The following is a 19,395-nucleotide window of genomic DNA, read 5'->3' as shown; positions in this document are numbered from 1 at the left end:
TATCGAGGGTTCGAATCCCTCCTTGCCCGCCAGTGAAAAAGCACCCCAAGACGGGGTGCTTTTTTCGTTTGGGTCTCAGCGAAGGAATGCCTCTGCCGATATGCAGGCTGAAGCGGTACAGGACGCGCTTCGTTACTGCCTTTTCAAAACGCCGGACGAATTTTCATCAACGTCGTTACAAAAGGCGACAAGTCCCAGCAGGTCATACCGATATTTCCGATGCGCCGTACGGTTTAAGGATCAGTGATATCATCACAAAGAAAGACAACTGATCTGAATGGGGATGGCGTTAAGGGGACCGCGGCGGAAATGCTGGGTGTCCTTGATTGATGTTTATTGTCATGTGAAGCCAAGCAGTATTGCTTCGGATGGTCTGTTACTTGTTTGATGAAGACCATAATTATTACAGGCGTTTAATGCGATTTATGGCAGGGGTTGGCCGCTTGATTTCGTGAACGGCATATGCTCTATCTGAGATTTGGTCAGTTGTATCAAGCAGAGCATATTTCAATTGAAACCCGGCTGTTTTGCCCGTTCCTTGGCAAGTGCATGTGGTCCGGGTGTAGAAACTGCTTTGTTTCACCGATCGTTTGATCGAAAGAATGCACCTGAACGAAGAAGGAATGGTGTTCTTGCGCCAAAGAAGCAGGCACCAAAAAACAAGAGAACGGGTCCCGAATGACCAACCAGTTGCCATACTTGAGCATTGATCGTCACGACGTGCTCAACCGGGAAGATTTTATTCAAAACTACCTGAAGCCCCGACGTCCCGTCATCATGCGCAGTTTCGCACAGAACTGGCCTGCGTTGGAGAAGTGGACCTACGAGTATCTGAAACAGGGGTGTGGTCAGGTTGAAGTGCCACTTTACAGTGAGGCCTTTGCGAACTCCGATAACGACTATCTGGATTCAACCCAGAGCATGCCGTTTGGCGAGTATCTGGACCTGATTCAGGCGGGGCCGACGCCGCTTCGCATGTTTTTGTTCAATGTATTTAAATACATGCCGCAACTGCGCGACGATTTCTCTTATCCCGACCTTGGTGTTCCTTTCCTGAAAAACCATCCGTTTCTGTTTGTGGGCGGGCAGGATGCCTATGTCGATATTCACTATGATCTCGATCATAGCCACGTTTTCCTGACCCAGATGACTGGCACCAAGCGTGTGATTCTGTATGGCAGCGAAGATAGCAAAAAGCTTTACCGGCATCCGCTGACTGTTTCATGCAATGTGGACTTCCGCGACCCGGATCTTGAACGTTATCCGAAGCTCAGAGAGATTCAGGGATACGAGTGCATTCTTGAACCTGGCGATACTATCTTCATTCCAAGCCGTTGGTGGCATTTCATTGAGTATAGCACAGCCGGCATCAGTCTGACCTTGCGCGCGATGCCTGAAACCTGGCCCGCGCGTCTGGCAGGGCTTGCAAGCATCATCAAGCTTAAGGTGATCGATCAGTACCTTGGCAAGATGATTGGCGAAAAGAAGTGGTATCAGATCAAGGAAAACTGGGCGCATGCTCGCGCGAGAAAGGCGTAAGGCAGGCCTAAGATTTGTTCAGGATGGTTGCATAGCCTTGTTGGACACCCGCATGGGCCCATTGGGTCAATTCCTTGCGGTTGGCAAAGTCGGAAACAGGGCGGCTTGGGCTAAAGTGAACTTTGACCGTACAGCCCTTGGTTGCCAGAAAACGCCAGAAGTGAAATGCAAGCGTCGTATCATCAAACCACGGGTACAGGACATGTTCTGGTTCTGGAGATGTGCTGTCAGCGGTGTCTTTCAGGCAGATCACTGTAACTGGTTGAACATGGCACACCTCAGCGATCTTTTGATCAAAGACAAATTCCATCAGTGACGATTTGAATGGCAGTACGACACTGCCATCGGTGCTAGTGCCTTCCGCAAACAGGACCAGTCGGCGGTCCGGCAGGATTTTCTGACGCAGAACCTTGATCTGTTCGTGTGATTTGATCGCACGGCGTTCGACGAAAATGGTCTGACAACAGCGCGCCAGAAACCCGATTCCTGGCCAGCTACGAACTTCGGATTTGGCGATAAAGTTCACGGTAAACAGTGAATTGATCACCGGGATGTCAAGATAAGACGTATGGTTCCCAAGCATAAGAAGCGGCAAGGTATCGCTTGGTGAACCGATCTGTTCGACTTTAATGCCGGTAATCTTGCGCGCACCAATATGCCAGAAGCGAACGATTTTCGCACTGGCTCTTGCTTTCAAACCCTCCAAGATCAGGAAGGGGATTAGCATCACAATCAACCAGGCCATCAGAATGGTGAATTTGATCCCTGCTTTGATGTGTTGTGCAGGTGTGATGGGTGCTGTCGTCTCTGTCTTAACCGTCTGATCCAAAACGCTTAGAAATCCTTGGTGAATGTCAGCGTGACACTGTCGTTATCTTTCCAAATGCCAAATAGGCGGATGTCAGTAATACCATCAATGCCCCGATGGTGCAGAGAAAGGTCAGGCAACTCATCAATCGGTCATGACCAGACATGCACTGTCGAACGGACCGGAAATGTCATTGACGCCGTTGTGGGACTCAGATGAACAGCGGATCAAAACTTAGGCGATCCGCCTGCTTTCTGTAAAACCGGTGATATTGGTCTGGCACTTTGGATACATCGACCGTGATCAGGATATCAAGTGTCTTGAAATCAGGATCAAGCGCGACACCGTTTCCGACTACGCCACCCAATGACAAGTAAGCCTTGATCAATGGTGGCAATAGGGCAGTGGCCTTGTCAGGGTCTATTTCACCCTTTGGCATACAGTCCATCGATTGATAATCGAGTGCGCGTGCCACATGGGTAGCCGGATCCATGTGATAGTGGTGCAAGTAGGCCAGCTCATATGCAATTTCGTCGATGTCAGTAGAATGAAAACTGGCGCAGCCAAATAGATAGCGAATATCATTGTCAAAGATCAGCTTGGTGATACCGCGCCACAAGAACTGAATGGCTTTTCCATCCCGATAATCCTTGTGAACGCAGGACCGACCGACTTCCATACAGTTGTCTTGTGCGGCATCGAGCAGGGGAATAGAGAACTCTTCCTGTGCGATATAGGACAAATCCGCCGGTTTTTGTGAAGACAACAACAGTCGCGTTGTTGCGATGACTTTTTTGTCCTGCTCATTGTCTACGACAAGCAGGTGCTCGCAAAAGTCGTCGAACTTGTCGCTATCGAGGCCGGCCGAATGTTGGTCGGTAAGGGCTTTTGCCTTAAACTCATCAAAGAAAACCTCGAAACGCAGTGCCTGCGCTGCTGCGAGGTCCTTCTTTGATCTAGCAAGGTGAACCGAAAATCTACCAGAAGCCATGAAGCATTAGATTTCTTTGTTGTAATAATACTGATTGTCGATCCGCATTCGCGAAGTTAATGTGATGTATATCACACAATAAACACATCCTGAAAACACTATAATGGTTTGAAACAGAACAAATCTGCCCGAAGCGCATATTCATCATCGTGTGAAATATTAAGCCCCTGCTCGAAAGGATAAGTAATAGTGTGCTTCGGTCAAAATCCGATCTTGGAGAGACTGTTCCTGAAATATTTTGCGCCGGAATGACAGAAATATTGTTTCTCAGACGTTATCGTAGATGGGGATGTCGCAATTTTGCTGACATGCGCCTACATCAATCACAGCATGTATCACGATGAAAGAGGCCAGAATGCCATTCACCAGACGGTTTAAATCGATTGCAACGGGTCTCTTGTTTGTGGGAGGCAGCATTACATTTGCACTGCCAGTGATGTCTCATCCTGCAGATCATACTCACACACATGCTTTGATCGAACTAGCGCAAGCCGGCGGTATTTTCAGCGACGAAGAAAGACGTATCATTCGTGACGTTCTGGATGTTGCAGATATCGTAACAGAAGATGATACCGAAAAGTCCGGCGGGCAAAACGGCAAGAAGGATAAGGGCGGCAAGGGCAAAGGAAACAAGGGTTTGCCGCCAGGAATAGCCATGAAACTTGAGCGTGGGGGTACGTTGCCACCTGGTATCGCCAAGCGTGACTTGCCAGGCAATGTGGTTGCAAAACTGCCGAAACGCAGTGATGGCGCGATCCGCCAAATTGTAGGCGATGATGTCGTCCTGATTGAAAGGGGTACGGATATTATCCTTGATGTTATCCGTGATGTTGCTGGCAACTAACCAAGCATTCGCCGTTTCAAACAGAAAAGCGGTGCCAGATTGGCACCGCCTTTTTTTATGACAGACCGCGATTGCGCCTTAAGTGAAGGCGTTGAAAGTGATGATTGTCTGTGTGTCTTTAATAAAGGGCAATTTGTGGATTTGTTCGTTCACATAGCGCCCGATATCCTGTTCGTCTTCGACATATACCTTGACCAACAGTTCAAAAGGACCAGAGATGGAATAAACTTCCGACACGCCTTCAATTTCTTCGACGAGTTCAGCTGCGACGTCGTAGGCTTTGCCAAGTTCACATTTCACAAAGATGAAAAATGGATGCATCGGAATGGCTCCGGTTTGATGTTGAATTCAGGACAAGCTACCTGCCTTGAAGGATGCTTGCAATCATCAAGCACCGCAGACGTACAGATCGCAGGGGTCAGAGCGGGGTGCTTTCGGCATGTTCGGCGCGTGTGGCAAGTGCCTCCTGTGAAACATCCCAAACGGTCGTACCTTCGGTCTCTGCCGTCAGGCTCGCCATTGCCAGTCCCGACGCCATCGCCGTGTCGAAATTTGTTTTCGGTTTGGCGTAGGCGGAAAGGAAACCGGAATAGAATGCATCTCCGGCACCGTTTACATCTTTGACCTTGGTTGGCAGCGGGGGCCAGAACGCTATTTTGGGACCAGACGAAGATACAACACCTTGGGCGCCAAGTGTGATGATGACGTCCGGGATGCCTGTGCTGCGCAGCAGTTCAACTGCATGTTTGGCCTGATCAAGGCTAGTGATATCGATCCCGGTAAGAACACGTGTCTCTGCACGGTTGGCGATCAGCAAATCAACTTTATCGAGCACGTTTTTGAACCGACCGGCCTTACTGGGAGAAACGGTGGCTGCGCAAAACTTCGAAGTCCCTTTGTTTTCGGCAAGCCATTGGATGCTTTCAGTCGGCAGGTTGGCGTCAATCAACCACCATGGACGCGCCAGAAGGTTTGCCAAATGCGGTTGCAGTCGATCAATGCTTAACATGTCGTAGACCTCGGCATTCATCATGCCCAGTGCGAGTTCACCGGTTTCGTCCAAGAGTGCGGTGTAACCTGCTGTTGCCACGTTCTTGATCTTCATGACATGTCGGGTATCAATTCCAATATCGGAGAGGGATTCAATTACCTGATCGCCATCACCGTCATCTCCAACTGCGCCGAGCATTGCCACATTGTTTCCAAGAAGCCGCAGATGGACGGCAATATTGCGGCTTACGCCACCCGGTTTGCGATGAAGGGTTCGGACCGGGTTTGAGGCGGCTGGGACAAATGTCTCAGTACATTGCAATGTGCGGTCAAAATGCGCTGCACCAAAGCAAAGGATATTGGCATTAGGGGTCATAGAGAACGTTTGCTCGTTTTAATGGAACGTCACAAGCCAGATGGTTATTTACAACAAGCGATGTTGATAATCCTCATGCGCGGCCGAACGCAAGAAAAACAAAGAAGGCGCTGACAAATTACTGTCTTGGGTTTGTTGAATTCCGGGTGTCGGTGAAAGGTGTTCAAACGCAACCTGGTTTCATGCATGCAAGGCAACGCTGGGAGGCTAAAACACATGGTCAGACCGTGTTTGAAGAATCGGGCAGGGATGAATTTTGATCTTCAATTGGTTGTTTCGTTACAAACCGACCATCAAAACCAGCGTTCGGGCGGGAAAATAGTCGTCGGGCAACGGTTGTAGTAAAAGTGATTGAAAGGCTACTGAAAACTAAGGGAAACCCCGCAGATAGGCGGTGTTTGCGTTAGGCTATCGGTTGTGGATTTCGACCAAATGGACAGGTTTTGTCGAAGTCTTGCGTCCTCAGCTATTTACAGGACACCACATTTTGTAGTTACCATTAGCGTCCGCAGCATGACCGCCTGTGTTACTTTGGTTGAGGGACCAAAACCTGCGTTTCGTCATGTTGTGAATAATGTGTTTTCGATGAGGGAGTTCCACCAATCAACGGAATTGGTGGAAGACATAATCAGAATTCAAACAAAGAAGGGCATCGGAATGAAAAAGCTTCTGACCTCGGTGGTCGCGGCTGTCGCTTGCTATGCAGGTGTTGCTTCGGCTGCAGAAATCAAACCGGCTGTCGTTTACGACCTTGGTGGCCGTTTTGACCGCTCGTTCAACCAGGCGGCATACACGGGTGCGGAGAAATACAAGGAAGATACCGGTACCGAGTACCGCGACTTCGAAATCCAGAACGATTCTCAGCGTGAACAGGCTATGCGCAACTTTGCGCGCCGTGGCATGAATCCGATTGTTGCGATTGGTTTTTCTCAGGCATCCGCACTTGAAAAAGTGGCGAAAGAATTTCCGGATACCAAATTCACCATCGTGGACATGGTTGTAGACCTTCCGAACGTTCAGTCCGTTGTCTTCAAGGAACACGAGGGTTCCTTCCTTGTTGGTGTTCTTGCCGCAATGGCGTCTGATACCGGCAAGGTTGGGTTCGTCGGCGGTATGGACATTCCGCTGATCCGCAAATTTGCCTGTGGTTATGCGCAGGGCGTAAAACATGCCAATTCGGATGCAGAAGTCTTCCAGAACATGACCGGCACAACCGGTGCTGCTTGGAACGATCCGGTAAAAGGCGGTGAACTTGCCAAGTCGCAGTTCGACCGTGGTGCAGATGTTGTTTACCATGCCGCTGGTGGCACCGGTGTTGGCGTGCTTCAGGCTGCAGCCGATGCTGGGAAGCTTGGCATTGGTGTCGACTCAAACCAGAACGGCCTGCATCCGGGTTCGGTTCTGACGTCTATGCTGAAACGCGTCGACGTTGCTGTTTATGAAGCGTTCGACGCTGCTGCCACCGATACCTGGGAGCCGGGCCTGACCATTCTGGGTCTTGCTGAAGGTGGTGTTGATTGGGCACTTGACGAACATAACGAAAGCCTGATCACCGACGATATGAAAGCAGCCGTTGCCGAGGCCAAGGAAGCAATCATTTCCGGAAGCCTTGAAGTACACGATTACATGAGCGATAGCGCCTGCCCGATGTAAGGCAAGCGTCAATCAAATCGGGGATTTGTCGTGTCGGATACGATGCATCAAATGCACGGCGCCGGGGTAACCGGTGCCGTGCAACCCGCTATTGAACTGCGCGATATAGACAAGCGGTTCGGTGCGGTACATGCCAATAAAGAAATTGATCTTAAGATCGATAAAGGAACGATCCACGGGATCGTGGGGGAAAATGGGGCTGGAAAGTCGACCCTGATGAGTATCCTGTACGGCTTTTATCAAGCCGACGGCGGTACCATTCATGTTGATGGCAAGCTTTGTGATATCAAGGGATCAGAAGACGCGATTGCCGTCGGCATCGGTATGGTTCATCAGCATTTCATGTTGGTCGAAACATTTTCGGTTCTCGAGAACGTCATTCTTGGCGTCGAAGGCGGTGCTGTTCTGCGCGATGGCGTGGATAAGGCCCGCGAAGAACTCAGACGTCTTGAAAGTGAGTATTCGCTCGATATTGATCCGGATGCGACTGTGGGCGACCTTTCGGTTGGCCTGCAGCAACGTGTGGAAATCCTCAAGGCCCTCTATCGCGGGGCAGAAATTCTTATTTTGGATGAGCCGACCGGGGTTTTGACCCCGCAAGAGGCGGACCATCTTTTCAGAATTCTGGACACGCTTAAGGAACAGGGCAAGACGGTTGTTCTGATTACCCACAAATTGCGCGAAATCATGGCAGCAACAGACAACGTGTCTGTGATGCGCCAGGGTGCAATGGTGGCGCATCGCAAGACAGCCGAAACCAGCCCGGAAGAACTTTCAGAATTAATGGTCGGCCGCAGGGTATTGCTGCGCCTTGAAAAAGGTGAAGCCAATCCGGCGGCGACTGTTCTTGATGTCGATAACCTGTGTGTCGACAATGCCCAAGGTGTGCGCAAGGTCAAACATGCGACTTTTAATGTCCGGGCAGGCGAAATCGTCGGCATTGCAGGTGTGTCCGGCAATGGCCAGAGTGAACTTTTAGAAGCACTTGGCGGCATTCGTTCTGCAAGCGAAGGGACAGTTGAACTCAACGGACAGGACGTCACACCGGGCAAAGGTGTTGACGCCGCAGAACTGCGCCGTCGCGGTGTTGCCCATGTGCCCGAAGACCGCCATCGCATGGCAATGGTCACGGCGTTCTCGGCCAAAGAGGCAGCTATTCTCGGATACGAAGATGACCCAGCCTATCAAAAGGGTGTGCTTCTTGACTGGAATGCCATTTCGGACGCCACGGCCAATATGATGTCGGAATTTGACGTGCGACCGGATAATCCGGATTTGAAAGCCGCCAATTTCTCGGGCGGTAACCAGCAAAAGCTGGTTTTGGCGCGTGAAATCATGCGTGACCCGGAATTGCTTCTGGTGGGCCAGCCGACCCGTGGGGTCGATATTGGTGCCATTGAATTCATTCACAAACGTATTGTCGCCATGCGGGACGCAGGCAAAGCCGTCCTTCTGGTGTCTGTGGAGCTTGACGAAATCATGTCGCTTGCCGACCGCATTCTGGTGATGTGCGACGGGGCCATCATTGGCGAAGTCGCCGCATCGGAGGCAAATGAACGCGTGCTCGGCCTTATGATGGCCGGGGTTGATCCAAACGAAGCCAAGGCAGCGGAGGGGCAGGCATGAGCAAGACTGTCGAACTTCCGCGCTGGATTGATGTCGGAGCGTTGCCGCTGCTGAACCTTTTGCTGGCACTGGTCGTTTCGGGTCTGGTGGTTCTGGCGATTGGTGAAAACCCGGTAGAAGTTGTCGAGATCCTGCTTTACGGCGCATTCGGCTATGAAGAGGCGTGGGGCTATACGCTTTATTATACCACCAACTTCATCTTCACAGGTTTGGCCTTTGCAATCGCATTCCACTGCGGTCTGTTTAACATCGGTGCCGAGGGGCAGGCCTATGTCGGCGGCCTTGGTGTAACACTGGCGGCCCTTTACCTCGACTTCCTGCCGTTCCCGATCATGCTGGTCGTTGCGATGTTGGCTGCGATGATCTTCGGGGCTGCGTGGGCCTATATCCCGGCTTATCTGCAGGCACGTCGCGGATCGCATGTTGTGATCACGACGATTATGTTCAACTTCATTGCGTCGTCGCTAATGGTCTACCTGCTGGTGAATGTGCTTCGCCCGGAAGGCTCCATGACGCCGGAAAGTGAACAGATCGCCGAACATCTGCGTTTGCCATTCATACATGACATTGCCGGTGCTCTTGGCATCGAGATGGCATCAAGCCCGCTCAACCTGTCATTTGTTTATGCCATCGTCATCAGTGTGATGGTCTGGCTGTTCATCTGGCATACCCGCTGGGGTTATGCGATCCGCACAGTGGGGGCCAACGCTGTCGCTGCGACCTATGCCGGCATTGAGCCCGGACGCTTTATCATCATTGCAATGATGATCTCAGGCGCGCTGTCATCGTTTATGGCGCTCAACGAAGTTATGGGTGTTCAGCATCGCCTGCTGATTGATTTCACTGCTGGCTATGGCTTTGTCGGCATTGCGGTCGCGTTGATGGGGCGCAACCATCCATTTGGCATCTTCCTTGCGGCTTTGCTATTCGGGATGCTCTATCAGGGCGGGGCGGAGCTTTCCTTTGAAATCCCGACCATCTCCAATGACATGGTCGTGGTTATTCAGGGTCTCGTCATCCTGTTTACCGGCGCTATGGAGCATATGTTCCGGCCGCGTGTGACAAAGATATATACAGCGTGGCGTCTGCGTCAGGATGCCGGGGAGGCCGCATAATGGATACATTTCAGCTGATTATCCTGTTGCTGGATGCAACGCTGCGGACCTCGACGCCGCTTATTCTTGCAGCCCTTGCCGGGATGTTCTCGGAGCGGTCCGGGACCATCAATCTTGCCCTTGAAGGCATGATGCTTGGTGGTGCGTTCTCTGCGGCTGCTGTTGCATTTTATGTTGGCAGCCCGTGGGTGGGGCTGCTGGCTGCGATTGCCACCACGATCGGGCTTTCATTGCTGCATGGTTTTGCCTGCATTACGCACAAGGGCAATCAGGTGGTTTCAGGCATGGCGATCAACATCTTGATGTCCGGCCTGACAGCACTTGTCGGGATTGCATTGTTTGCACAGGGTGGAAAGACCCCGGCACTTGATAAGGCATCGCGTTTCCAGCCCATAACGTTCCCGGGGGCCGAAGCATTCGCCGACGTGCCGATTTTGGGGCCCATCTATTCGGAATTGCTCAGTGGTCACAATATTCTGGTCTATGTCGCCTTCGTTGCCGTTCCCGCGGCATGGTGGGTGATGTATCGCACCCGGTTTGGCTTGCGTTTGCGTGCGGTCGGTGAAAACCCGGGCGCTGTGGATACTGCCGGTATTGGTGTTGTTGCCATGCGCTATCGCGCGGTGATTTGTAGTGGTGTACTTGTCGGCATGTCGGGCGCATACCTTTCTACTGCGCAGGGGGCTTCGTTCCTACAGGACATGACGGCAGGCAAGGGCTATATCGCATTGGCGGCCATGGTGTTTGGTAAATGGCGTCCGTTCCCGGCGCTGGCTGCATGCCTGTTGTTTGGGTTCCTTGATGCGGCGGCAACCCGTTTGCAGGGCGTCGTGCTGCCGGGGATTGGCGAAGTACCTGTCCAGTTGGTACAGGCACTGCCATATATCCTGACGGTCATTCTTCTGGCCGGGTTTATTGGCCGGGCCATTCCGCCAAAGGCGCTTGGTCGCGCTTATGTCAAGGAACGCTAAGCTTTTCGTGGTTAGGGTCTAGACCTAAGATACAGGCAGTCCCGAACCACATTTTACGATATCTTGCGCTTTGGTCAGGCGCGATAGGTAATCAAAACAGGATCAAAAAATGGTTGTTCAGAAACAGGCTCCGCGCGATCTGATTGACGCGGCACTATCGGCCCGTGACAAGGCGTATGCACCGTATTCCAAGTTCTTTGTCGGTGCTGCCCTGCGTACGGCAGATGGCAAGGTCATTTCGGGGTGCAACGTTGAAAATGCGGCCTATCCCGAAGGTGTCTGTGCAGAGGCCGGAGCGATTTCGGCGATGGTGCTTTCCGGGGAAACCCGGTTTGACGAGATTGTTGTTGTCGGGCTTGGTGATATCGCCTGTACCCCGTGTGGTGGATGTCGCCAAAAAATCCGCGAGTTTACCGGTTCGGACGCAACGATTTTTATCATCAATGATTCCGGCGAGACACTGCTGACCCTGAGCCGCGAAGAACTTATTCCCCATTCGTTTGGTCCGGAGAACCTCAAATGAGCAATGTAAAATCAGCGCTCGACATCATTGCCAGCAAGGCACCGGGATTCAGGGCGGACGTTGCATTGGTGCTGGGCAGCGGTCTTGGCGGGGTCGTTGACGCCGTAAGCGATGCGATCAGCATTTCTTATGAAGAATTGCCGGGGTTCCCCCGTCCAACTGTCGCCGGACATGGGGGAACACTTGTGCTTGGACGCATTGGCGGTGTTTCCGTCGCCGTGATGCAGGGGCGGGCCCATTATTACGAACATGGCCGTTCCGATTTGATGGCTGAGCCGCTTGAAATTCTGCGTGAATTGGGGGCAGAGCGCTTGCTTCTGACCAATGCGGCGGGCTCGCTAATTCCAGACGCCGTTCCGGGAAGCCTGATGCTGATTACCGATCATATCAGCCTGTTTGGCCCGAATCCGTTGATTGGCTATCACGGTGATGATCGCTTTGTCGGTATGGATGTACCCTATGACCCGGAAATCGGTTCCGGCCTGCATGACGTGGCTGCAAAACTCGGCATTAAACTGTTCGAGGGAACCTATTGCTGGTGCACCGGGCCAAGCTTTGAAACACCAGCCGAAATTCGCGCGCTCAAGGTGTTGGGTGCAGATGCGGTTGGTATGTCGACCGTGCCGGAAAACATTCTTGCCCGCCGACTTGGGTTCAAGGTGGCGGCGGTGTCAAATATCACCAACCTGGCCGCTGGCATGAGTGCCACACCGCTTAGCCATGAACAGACACTGGAAATGGCTAAAGAGGGTTCAGCCAATCTTATCAAGATATTGCTGCAGTATTTTTCAAGTGACTCATGAAGTTTTGTGACTTCTAAGTTGCTGATTTGATTTAACGACAAGTGCGCAGGAGACAGCATATGCTGCCCCAGGAAATTATTCGCCGCAAACGTGAAGGCGAAGTTCTGAGCGACGCCGAGATCGCCTTTTTCGTCAAAGGTATAACCGACAACAGCATTAGCGAGGGTCAGGTTGCAGCCCTTGCGATGGCGGTGTTCTTCAACGGGATGACCATGGATGAACGCGCCGCTTTAACGCGTAATATGCGCGATAGCGGTACGGTTCTGGATTGGAAGACACTTGGACTTGATGGACCGGTTGTTGATAAGCATTCAACTGGTGGCGTTGGCGATAAGGTTAGCCTGATGCTTGGCCCGATTGTCGGCGCCTGTGGTGCCTTTGTGCCGATGATTTCCGGTCGCGGTCTTGGTCATACGGGCGGTACGCTGGACAAATTTGATTCCATTCCGGGCTATCGCACCACCCCGACACTCGAAGAGTTTGCCAAGGTTACCCGCGACGTTGGCTGTGCGATTATCGGGCAGACGTCCGATCTGGCACCAGCGGACAAGCGTTTCTATGGCATTCGCGATGTGACGGCGACGGTGGAAAGCATACCGCTGATCACGGCATCCATTTTGTCAAAGAAGTTGGCAGCAGGGCTTGATAGCCTTGTGATGGATGTAAAGTTTGGATCAGGTGCCTTCATGGCTGAGTATGATCGCGCCCGCGAGCTTGCTGAAAGTATCACTGAAGTTGCTACCCGAAACGGCGTCCCAACAGTCGCACTTTTGACCGATATGGAGCAGGTCCTGGGCGATAGCGTGGGCAATGCACTTGAAATGCATGAAGCAATCGACTTCTTGTCGGGGAAACACCGGGAACAACGTGTCTATGATGTCACGATGGCGCTTGCTGCGGAGATGCTTGCTGTCAGTGGTGTTGCTGTGGATGTGTCCGATGGACTGCGCATGGCGACAGAGGTGCTTGAAAGCGGCAAGGCTGCAGAGACCTTTGGCAAGATGGTCGCAAGTCTTGGTGGTCCGGCGGACTTTGTTGAAAATACCGGCAAGTATTTAGAAACGGCACCGATGATAAACACGGTAACAGCAGCCAAGACCGGACGTGTGCTTTCGATGGATGCCAGAAAGGTCGGCCTTGCGCTGGTGTCGCTTAAGGGCGGGCGGACACGCGCGGACCAAAAAATTGATTTTGCCGTTGGCTTTACTGATTTTATCAAGGTCGGACAGCCGGTTTCTGCGGAAACGCCGATCTGCATGGCGCATACCCGCGATCAGGCACAACTTGATGAAGCAACGGCCTTGCTGCGCGAAGCGATTGTGATTGATGAAGGTGATGTTGACCCAACGGGTAGTGAGCCCGCTGTGCGCGAACGGATTGTTGCACGAAAACAGGGTTGATATCCGTCTGGTGACCAAAATAAGCCGGGGTTGATGCCCCGGCTTTTGCTGTTTGGCCTGCCTTAACCGGCTGCAGCAGCTTTAATCATGGCCGCGGCTTTCTCTGCAATCATGATGGTAGGTGAGTTTGTATTGCCCGACGTGATTGTAGGCATGATGGACGCATCGGCAATCCGCAGTCCATCAAGGCCGCGCAACTTCAATTCCGGATCAACCACCGATCCTTTATCGGCCCCCATCCGGCATGTGCCGACAGGATGGAAAATGGTTGTTCCGATATCACCGGCGGCCCTGACCAGATCTTCTTCACTGTCATAGGACGGGCCCGGCTTGAATTCTTCTGGGCTGTAGGCAGACAGGGCCGGCTGGGCCGCAATCTTGCGTGTTAGACGAATGGAATCAGCAGCAACTTTCTTGTCTGCCTCTGCCGACAGGTAGTTCGGTGCAATGGCGGGCTGCGTCGCGTGATCCGGGCTCGTAATATGGATGCTGCCGCGACTTTGTGGGCGCAGGTTGCATACACTGGCTGTAAAGGCCGGGAAGGGATGGACAGGATCGCCAAACTTCTCCAGCGAAAGGGGCTGCACGTGATATTGCAGGTTCGGTGTTTCATATGATTCATCTGACCGGGTGAAGATACCCAGCTGGCTTGGTGCCATCGACATCGGGCCGGATTGATTGAAAAAATATTCAAGGGCAATGCTGGCCTTGCCCATCAGGCTACTGGCCTTTTCATTCAACGTTTTGATACCGGAAACCTTGAAAGCGCAACGCAGCTGCAAATGATCCTGGAGGTTTTCGCCAACCTGCGGACTATCAAGGGTCTGAGTGATCCCGTGTTGCTGCAGGATGTCACCACGTCCGATCCCGGAAAGCTCCAATATCTGCGGAGATCCGACTGCACCGGCAGACAAAACGGTTTCGCGGTTGGCGTAAACGGTTTCGATCTTGCCGTCGCGTTCATATTCGACACCCGTGACGCGACCTTCGGAAATGATCAGGCGACGGACATGCGCGTTGGTGCGAACTTCAAGGTTCTTGCGCTCAAGGGCCGGGCGGAGAAAAGCTTTGGACGTGTTCCAGCGAATACCGCGTTTTTGGTTCACATCAAAATAGGATGAACCTTCGTTGGTGCCACGGTTGAAATCCGACACCTTGGGGATACCGGCCTGTTCGGCAGCATCCTGAAACGCTTCAAGAATTTCCCAACGCACGCGGGCCTGCTCAACTCGCCACTCACCACCTTCGCCGTGGAGATCATCCTGGCCACGATAGAAATCTTCGGATTTCTTGAAGAAAGGCAGGACATCATCCCACCCCCAGTTCGTGCAACCAGACTGGCGCCATTGGTCATAATCATTGGCCTGGCCGCGCATGTAGATCATGCCATTGATCGAAGAACACCCACCCAGCACCTTGCCGCGCGGGTATCCCAGCGACCGGCCATTCAAACCGGGTTCTTCAACGGTCTTGAAGCACCAGTCCACCTTTGGGTTGCCGATGCAATAAAGATAACCGACGGGGATATGGATCCACGGGTTGCGGTCTTTGCCGCCTGCTTCCAACAACAGCACGTTGGCATCAGGAATTTCTGAAAGCCGGTTGGTAAGGGTGCATCCGGCCGAACCGGCCCCGATCACGATATAGTCAAAGCTATCCATGTTCTGCCTCCACGCCAAGGGGGGCAACGAAAACGCGGGTGGGGCAGCAATGGAGTTTCACGGATGGTTCCTCTCTGATGCGCTGTAAGCAGCTTGTTTTGTTTTATCTGTTTACGGAACGCTATCACCGATCTTGGCATCTGCAAACATAATCGAATTGGTCGGTTTACCGTGATGCGGAAAAATTGCCGTCATGCTGCGGACTGGAATTATTCAAGCAAAATCAATTTGATATCAGATGAGTTTGATGCAGTAATCCCCATGGATTGCTTTCCCGTCTGATGATTTATGAGCGTGCGACAATGATACGGTTCCGACTTCTTGAACGTCTGCCAATATCGACAACAGGGGCGAACCCCGCGTCACCACGCCGTCCAGGGGCGTTGCGTCGGCAGATCGGATTTTGGACCGGGATCATTGTCGCGCTTGTGATGATGCTGTCAGACCCACCCGATGACATGCCGCAACCGGCCATGTATGCAGCGGCGATTGCGGCACTGATGGCAATCTGGTGGCTAAGTGAGGCGATCCCGATCGCTGCAACGGCCCTTGTTCCCATTGCCATTGCGCCCAGCTTGTCAGTCGCAGGGATCAGTGAGGTCACCAAGCATTATGCAAATCCGTTGCTGTTCCTGTTCTTTGGTGGCTTCGTAATTGCAATCGCAATGGAACGCTGGAACCTTCATCGGCGTATTGCGCTTTTGATCCTCAAACAGGTGGGGTTCCGGCCGTCGTCTCTTGTTGGCGGATTTATTGCAGCAACCGCGTTCCTGTCCATGTGGGTCAGCAATACCGCAACGGCGACGATGATGCTGCCAATTGCCTTGTCGCTGGTACAGCTGCTGCGCGATGACGGGAAAGCGGGCCGGTCGGACATCGCCACCAATCAAACCACAAGCGATGATCCGATCCAGTTGGCGCCGGATGTGCGAAATTTTGCCTTCGCACTGCTGTTTGGAATTGCCTTTGGGGCAAGCATTGGCGGCATCGGGACTTTGATTGGAACACCACCCAACGCGCTGCTGGCGGCATACTTGTCGAGTAACTTCGATCTTTCCATCGGGTTTGGTCAATGGATGATTGTTGGCGTGCCGTTTGCCGCGATCATGTTGGCACTGTGTTGGGTGGTCCTGACCAAGATCGTCTATCCGTTGCAATCGTCTCTTCCAGACGCGGCTTGCGAAGCCCTTCAGAGAGATATGGATTCTCTTGGACCCATGTCGCGGGGCGAGAAGTCAGTTGCACTGGTGTTTGTGATCACGGCATGCCTGTGGCTGTTGAAGCCATTGATCAATGCCATCTTGCCGGGCTTGCAGTTGTCTGATGCATCAATTGCGGTGATGGCAGCAATTGCTTTGTTCTCAATCCCGGTCAAGGCACGTGAAAACCTGTATGTTCTTGATTGGAAGGCAGCGCTTCGATTGCCATGGGGTGTTTTGCTCTTGGTCGGGGGTGGCCTTGCTCTGGGGGCTTTGATCAATGATACCGGACTGGCCGCATGGATTGCAGGCAATGCGGGTGCTTTTCCTGATCTTTCGGTGTTCGTGCAAATTGCTCTTATCGCCTTGATCGTCTCCATGATCAGTCATCTGACGTCCAACACAGCAACGGTCGCTACATTCCTGCCGCTCGTCGCGACATACGCGATCGGTGAGGGGATTGACCCTTTGCTCCTGTCTGTGCCGGTAGCATTGGCAGCCAGCTGTGCTTTCATGTCGGCGGTGGCCACGCCACCGAATGCCATCGTTTTTGCCAGCGGGTATATAAGCATTGGGGACATGGTTCGGGCTGGTGCCGTTATGAATGTCGTAGCTCTGGTCATGATCACGCTGTTTGCCATGATTTTGGTGCCGTTGGTGCTGTAGGTACTTTTCGTGAGGCGGACAAGGCTTGCCAAATGGAGCAAGAGAAAGCATTTTGATCAGGAATGAAAATTTTCCGATGAAGATGAAAATTGAGAACAGTAGGAGAGAGGCATGGGGAAACTGGATCGACGTCGTAGAGAGATTTTGGAGCTCGTTGCTTCAAACAGCTTTATGACCATTGATACCCTTGCCGAACATTTTTCCGTCACACCGCAAACCATCCGCCGCGACATCAACGAAATGGCTGAAGAGGGCCTGATCGCGCGATACCATGGTGGTGCGGCCAGTGTTTCGACCACTGAAAACACGGCTTATACAGACCGTCAGGTTTTGAATCTTGGCAGCAAGCGTGAAATTGCGAAGCTGGTTGCAGAACACATTCCAGAAGGTGCGTCGTTATTCATCAATATCGGGACAACCAACGAAGAAGTTGCGCATGCACTTCTCGGGCACAAGAGCCTTAAGATCATTACCAACAACCTTCATGTTGCGGAAATCTGTGCCGCAAACCAGGGTTTTGAAGTGATCATTGCCGGTGGTGTGGTGCGGCAGCGGGATTTCGGGGTGATTGGGGAAGCGACCATCGACTTCATCAACCAGTTCAAGGTTGATTACGCGATTGTCGGGATTTCAGGCGTCGATGAGGATGGCAGTCTGATGGATTTCGATTACCGCGAAGTCCGCGTGGCGCGTGCGATCATATCCAACGCACGTCAGACATTCCTGTGCACGGACGCCTCCAAATTTGGGCGCCGCGCAATGGTGCGTCTTGGGCATCTTTCCGAAATTGATGCGCTGTTCACGGATCGCCATCCGGGACCGATCTGGTCGGACGTTATCCGCGAAGCAGACGTTTCGGTCTACACCGCAAACTAGGCGGACACAAAGGGGATGGAAGCTGCGTTCTAGCTGAAGACGTGGTCTTCGCGTTTTCCGGTGCGCATGGTAATCGGTCCCTGCGATGATCCGTTCAGCATCTGTGTCAGATGTTCATTGTGCGCATCATCAATATCATGGGTTTTCCCCGACCAATAGACCTTGCCATCATGCATCATCATCAGGTTCTGATAACGTGTTCGGGCAATTTGCATGTCATTGGTGATGGAAATCACCGTGGTACCGCGCTGCTCGGCAATTTTGCCGATCATGAGCTCAATATGGTTCGACAAAACCGGGTCGAGACCAGCCGTTGGATTGTCGAGCAGAAGGATGGCTGGATCTGTAGAAATGGCCCGTGCGACGCCAACGCGTTTTTGCATGCCGCCTGACAGATCACCGGGCGTCAAGTCAGCACTTTCAGCAGCCAAGCCGACAAGTCCCAGCAGATGGACGGCGTGTTCCCTGGCGTCCTTGCGGCTGAGCGTGCCAAGTTCAATTTGCCGGAAACAGATGTTTTCCCAGACCTTAAGGCTGTCAAACAGGGCGTTTTGCTGAAACAGCATGCCAATGCGTTCGGCCCAGGCAGCCCGTTTGGGCGCATTGGTCTGGCTGACATCGTCGCCATCAAGGATGATCTTGCCGGCATCTGCCCCATAAATTCCGACCAGACATTTCATCAGAACACTTTTGCCTGCAGCCGACGGACCAATGATCGCCAATGTCTCACCTTTGGGAAGAGACAGGCTGACATCATCAAGCGCAAGCTTGTTGCCAAACCGTTTGCTGAGATGTTCAACAGAAATAAGGGCGGGATGTGTCACGGAACTTGTTTCAGGCGTGGTCATTTGCATTCCGGATGATGAACAGGGTGGGGCGAGTTTCGGCAATTGCGCGGGCCGGGGCAAGGATCATTTTCACAAAAACGAAAACGGCCCCGCGTAAAAGGGGCCGTTTTGCAGAGATCAAGTGGTTCGCTAACCGACTAGTGCGAAAGAATCTGGCTGAGGAACAGCTTCGTACGATCGCTTTTCGGGTTATCAAAGAACTCCTGCGGACCAGCCATTTCGACGATCTGGCCGGCATCCATGAAGATCACACGGTCTGCGACCTCTTTGGCGAAGCCCATCTCGTGGGTCACGCAAAGCATGGTCATGCCTTCCTTGGCAAGCTCGACCATGACGTCGAGAACTTCCTTGACCATTTCCGGGTCAAGGGCCGAGGTCGGCTCGTCAAACAGCATGATTTTCGGCTGCATGCAGAGCGAACGGGCAATCGCCACACGCTGCTGCTGACCGCCGGAAAGCTGCCCCGGGTATTTGTGGGCCTGCTCGGCAATTCGCACACGCTCAAG

Annotated in this window: 18 protein-coding genes; 11 read left to right on the top strand and 7 right to left on the bottom strand. The window is 52.6% G+C overall.

The window, feature by feature from the left end; all coding sequences use genetic code 11:
• Positions 1–678: 678 nt before the first annotated feature.
• Positions 679–1,539: a cupin-like domain-containing protein gene (locus B2R48_RS17485; RefSeq protein WP_297003073.1), complete on the top strand. Its 861-nt coding sequence runs from the start codon at positions 679–681 to the stop codon at positions 1,537–1,539.
• A 7-nt stretch (positions 1,540–1,546) separates the two neighbouring features.
• Here the strand turns inward: B2R48_RS17485 and B2R48_RS17480 are convergent, their stop codons facing one another.
• Positions 1,547–2,368 carry a lysophospholipid acyltransferase family protein gene (locus B2R48_RS17480; protein WP_297003071.1) on the bottom strand — a complete coding sequence of 274 codons (822 nt, stop codon included), beginning with the start codon at positions 2,366–2,368 and terminating at the stop codon, positions 1,547–1,549.
• Between the two features lie 190 nt (positions 2,369–2,558).
• Positions 2,559–3,338 carry a GNAT family N-acetyltransferase gene (locus tag B2R48_RS17475; RefSeq protein WP_297003068.1) on the bottom strand — a complete coding sequence of 260 codons (780 nt, stop codon included), beginning with the start codon at positions 3,336–3,338 and terminating at the stop codon, positions 2,559–2,561.
• A 340-nt stretch (positions 3,339–3,678) separates the two neighbouring features.
• Between B2R48_RS17475 and B2R48_RS17470 the strand changes: the two genes are divergently transcribed.
• Positions 3,679–4,182 carry a hypothetical protein gene (locus B2R48_RS17470; RefSeq protein WP_297003067.1) on the top strand — a complete coding sequence of 168 codons (504 nt, stop codon included), beginning with the start codon at positions 3,679–3,681 and terminating at the stop codon, positions 4,180–4,182.
• Between the two features lie 78 nt (positions 4,183–4,260).
• Here the strand turns inward: B2R48_RS17470 and B2R48_RS17465 are convergent, their stop codons facing one another.
• Entirely contained in the window at positions 4,261–4,503 is a 243-nt protein-coding gene (locus tag B2R48_RS17465) for an Lrp/AsnC ligand binding domain-containing protein (RefSeq protein WP_062955092.1), read from the bottom strand.
• A gap of 97 nt (positions 4,504–4,600) precedes the next feature.
• Positions 4,601–5,548 carry a carbohydrate kinase family protein gene (locus tag B2R48_RS17460; RefSeq protein ID WP_297003063.1) on the bottom strand — a complete coding sequence of 316 codons (948 nt, stop codon included), beginning with the start codon at positions 5,546–5,548 and terminating at the stop codon, positions 4,601–4,603.
• Between the two features lie 657 nt (positions 5,549–6,205).
• Between B2R48_RS17460 and B2R48_RS17455 the strand changes: the two genes are divergently transcribed.
• The 7 genes from B2R48_RS17455 (at position 6,206) to deoA (ending at position 13,639) form a co-directional block, all read left to right on the top strand.
• Positions 6,206–7,201, top strand: coding sequence for a BMP family lipoprotein (locus B2R48_RS17455; protein ID WP_062955086.1), 996 nt, complete (start codon positions 6,206–6,208; stop codon positions 7,199–7,201).
• Positions 7,202–7,243: 42 nt separating this feature from the next.
• Positions 7,244–8,827 (top strand): ABC transporter ATP-binding protein, encoded by a 1,584-nt coding sequence (locus B2R48_RS17450; RefSeq protein WP_414716200.1) that lies wholly within the window; start codon positions 7,244–7,246, stop codon positions 8,825–8,827.
• On the top strand, positions 8,824–9,942 hold the full coding sequence (locus tag B2R48_RS17445; RefSeq protein ID WP_213473019.1) for an ABC transporter permease: 1,119 nt from the start codon (positions 8,824–8,826) through the stop codon (positions 9,940–9,942). The genes B2R48_RS17450 and B2R48_RS17445 overlap by 4 nt, the downstream gene beginning before the upstream one ends.
• A complete protein-coding gene (locus B2R48_RS17440; protein ID WP_297003060.1) occupies positions 9,942–10,913 on the top strand; it encodes an ABC transporter permease in 972 nt (323 codons plus the stop codon). The genes B2R48_RS17445 and B2R48_RS17440 overlap by 1 nt, the downstream gene beginning before the upstream one ends.
• A 109-nt stretch (positions 10,914–11,022) precedes the next feature.
• Positions 11,023–11,436, top strand: a complete 414-nt coding sequence (locus B2R48_RS17435) for a cytidine deaminase (protein WP_297003059.1) — start codon at positions 11,023–11,025, stop codon at positions 11,434–11,436.
• Positions 11,433–12,239: a purine-nucleoside phosphorylase gene (locus B2R48_RS17430; protein ID WP_213473023.1), complete on the top strand. Its 807-nt coding sequence runs from the start codon at positions 11,433–11,435 to the stop codon at positions 12,237–12,239. The genes B2R48_RS17435 and B2R48_RS17430 overlap by 4 nt, the downstream gene beginning before the upstream one ends.
• Before the next feature lie 59 nt (positions 12,240–12,298).
• Positions 12,299–13,639 carry a thymidine phosphorylase gene (gene deoA / locus B2R48_RS17425; protein ID WP_297003057.1) on the top strand — a complete coding sequence of 447 codons (1,341 nt, stop codon included), beginning with the start codon at positions 12,299–12,301 and terminating at the stop codon, positions 13,637–13,639.
• 62 nt (positions 13,640–13,701) lie between these two features.
• Here the strand turns inward: deoA and B2R48_RS17420 are convergent, their stop codons facing one another.
• On the bottom strand, positions 13,702–15,300 hold the full coding sequence (locus B2R48_RS17420) for a GMC family oxidoreductase (protein ID WP_297003055.1): 1,599 nt from the start codon (positions 15,298–15,300) through the stop codon (positions 13,702–13,704).
• 302 nt (positions 15,301–15,602) lie between these two features.
• Here B2R48_RS17420 and B2R48_RS17415 point away from each other — a divergent pair, with 302 nt between their 5' ends.
• A complete protein-coding gene (locus B2R48_RS17415) occupies positions 15,603–17,165 on the top strand; it encodes an SLC13 family permease (RefSeq protein WP_297003053.1) in 1,563 nt (520 codons plus the stop codon).
• A 111-nt stretch (positions 17,166–17,276) separates the two neighbouring features.
• Positions 17,277–18,041, top strand: coding sequence for a DeoR/GlpR family DNA-binding transcription regulator (locus B2R48_RS17410; protein ID WP_062955067.1), 765 nt, complete (start codon positions 17,277–17,279; stop codon positions 18,039–18,041).
• Positions 18,042–18,070: 29 nt separating this feature from the next.
• Here the strand turns inward: B2R48_RS17410 and B2R48_RS17405 are convergent, their stop codons facing one another.
• Entirely contained in the window at positions 18,071–18,889 is an 819-nt protein-coding gene (locus B2R48_RS17405; RefSeq protein WP_297003051.1) for an ABC transporter ATP-binding protein, read from the bottom strand.
• 137 nt (positions 18,890–19,026) lie between these two features.
• The coding region (locus B2R48_RS17400) for an amino acid ABC transporter ATP-binding protein (RefSeq protein WP_297003049.1) at positions 19,027–19,395 on the bottom strand (369 nt) is incomplete at its 5' end.

Origin of the sequence: Thalassospira sp. UBA848 (assembly GCF_002295455.1) — a bacterium.
Lineage (GTDB): Bacteria > Pseudomonadota > Alphaproteobacteria > Rhodospirillales > Thalassospiraceae > Thalassospira.
Note: the sequence above shows the minus strand (reverse complement) of the source record. Positions and strands in the feature narration are given on the sequence as shown.

What these genes read in the sequence shown, in the direction of transcription:
- B2R48_RS17485 (WP_297003073.1), top strand. Translation starts at nt 679, where the DNA reads ATGACCAACCAGTTGCCATACTTGAGCATTGATCGTCACGACGTGCTC.
- B2R48_RS17475 (WP_297003068.1), bottom strand. Translation starts at nt 3,338, where the DNA reads ATGGCTTCTGGTAGATTTTCGGTTCACCTTGCTAGATCAAAGAAGGAC.
- B2R48_RS17470 (WP_297003067.1), top strand. Translation starts at nt 3,679, where the DNA reads ATGAAAGAGGCCAGAATGCCATTCACCAGACGGTTTAAATCGATTGCA.
- B2R48_RS17465 (WP_062955092.1), bottom strand. Translation starts at nt 4,503, where the DNA reads ATGCATCCATTTTTCATCTTTGTGAAATGTGAACTTGGCAAAGCCTAC.
- B2R48_RS17460 (WP_297003063.1), bottom strand. Translation starts at nt 5,548, where the DNA reads ATGACCCCTAATGCCAATATCCTTTGCTTTGGTGCAGCGCATTTTGAC.
- B2R48_RS17455 (WP_062955086.1), top strand. Translation starts at nt 6,206, where the DNA reads ATGAAAAAGCTTCTGACCTCGGTGGTCGCGGCTGTCGCTTGCTATGCA.
- B2R48_RS17450 (WP_414716200.1), top strand. Translation starts at nt 7,244, where the DNA reads ATGCATCAAATGCACGGCGCCGGGGTAACCGGTGCCGTGCAACCCGCT.
- B2R48_RS17445 (WP_213473019.1), top strand. Translation starts at nt 8,824, where the DNA reads ATGAGCAAGACTGTCGAACTTCCGCGCTGGATTGATGTCGGAGCGTTG.
- B2R48_RS17440 (WP_297003060.1), top strand. Translation starts at nt 9,942, where the DNA reads ATGGATACATTTCAGCTGATTATCCTGTTGCTGGATGCAACGCTGCGG.
- B2R48_RS17435 (WP_297003059.1), top strand. Translation starts at nt 11,023, where the DNA reads ATGGTTGTTCAGAAACAGGCTCCGCGCGATCTGATTGACGCGGCACTA.
- B2R48_RS17430 (WP_213473023.1), top strand. Translation starts at nt 11,433, where the DNA reads ATGAGCAATGTAAAATCAGCGCTCGACATCATTGCCAGCAAGGCACCG.
- deoA (WP_297003057.1), top strand. Translation starts at nt 12,299, where the DNA reads ATGCTGCCCCAGGAAATTATTCGCCGCAAACGTGAAGGCGAAGTTCTG.
- B2R48_RS17420 (WP_297003055.1), bottom strand. Translation starts at nt 15,300, where the DNA reads ATGGATAGCTTTGACTATATCGTGATCGGGGCCGGTTCGGCCGGATGC.
- B2R48_RS17415 (WP_297003053.1), top strand. Translation starts at nt 15,603, where the DNA reads ATGATACGGTTCCGACTTCTTGAACGTCTGCCAATATCGACAACAGGG.
- B2R48_RS17410 (WP_062955067.1), top strand. Translation starts at nt 17,277, where the DNA reads ATGGGGAAACTGGATCGACGTCGTAGAGAGATTTTGGAGCTCGTTGCT.
- B2R48_RS17405 (WP_297003051.1), bottom strand. Translation starts at nt 18,889, where the DNA reads ATGACCACGCCTGAAACAAGTTCCGTGACACATCCCGCCCTTATTTCT.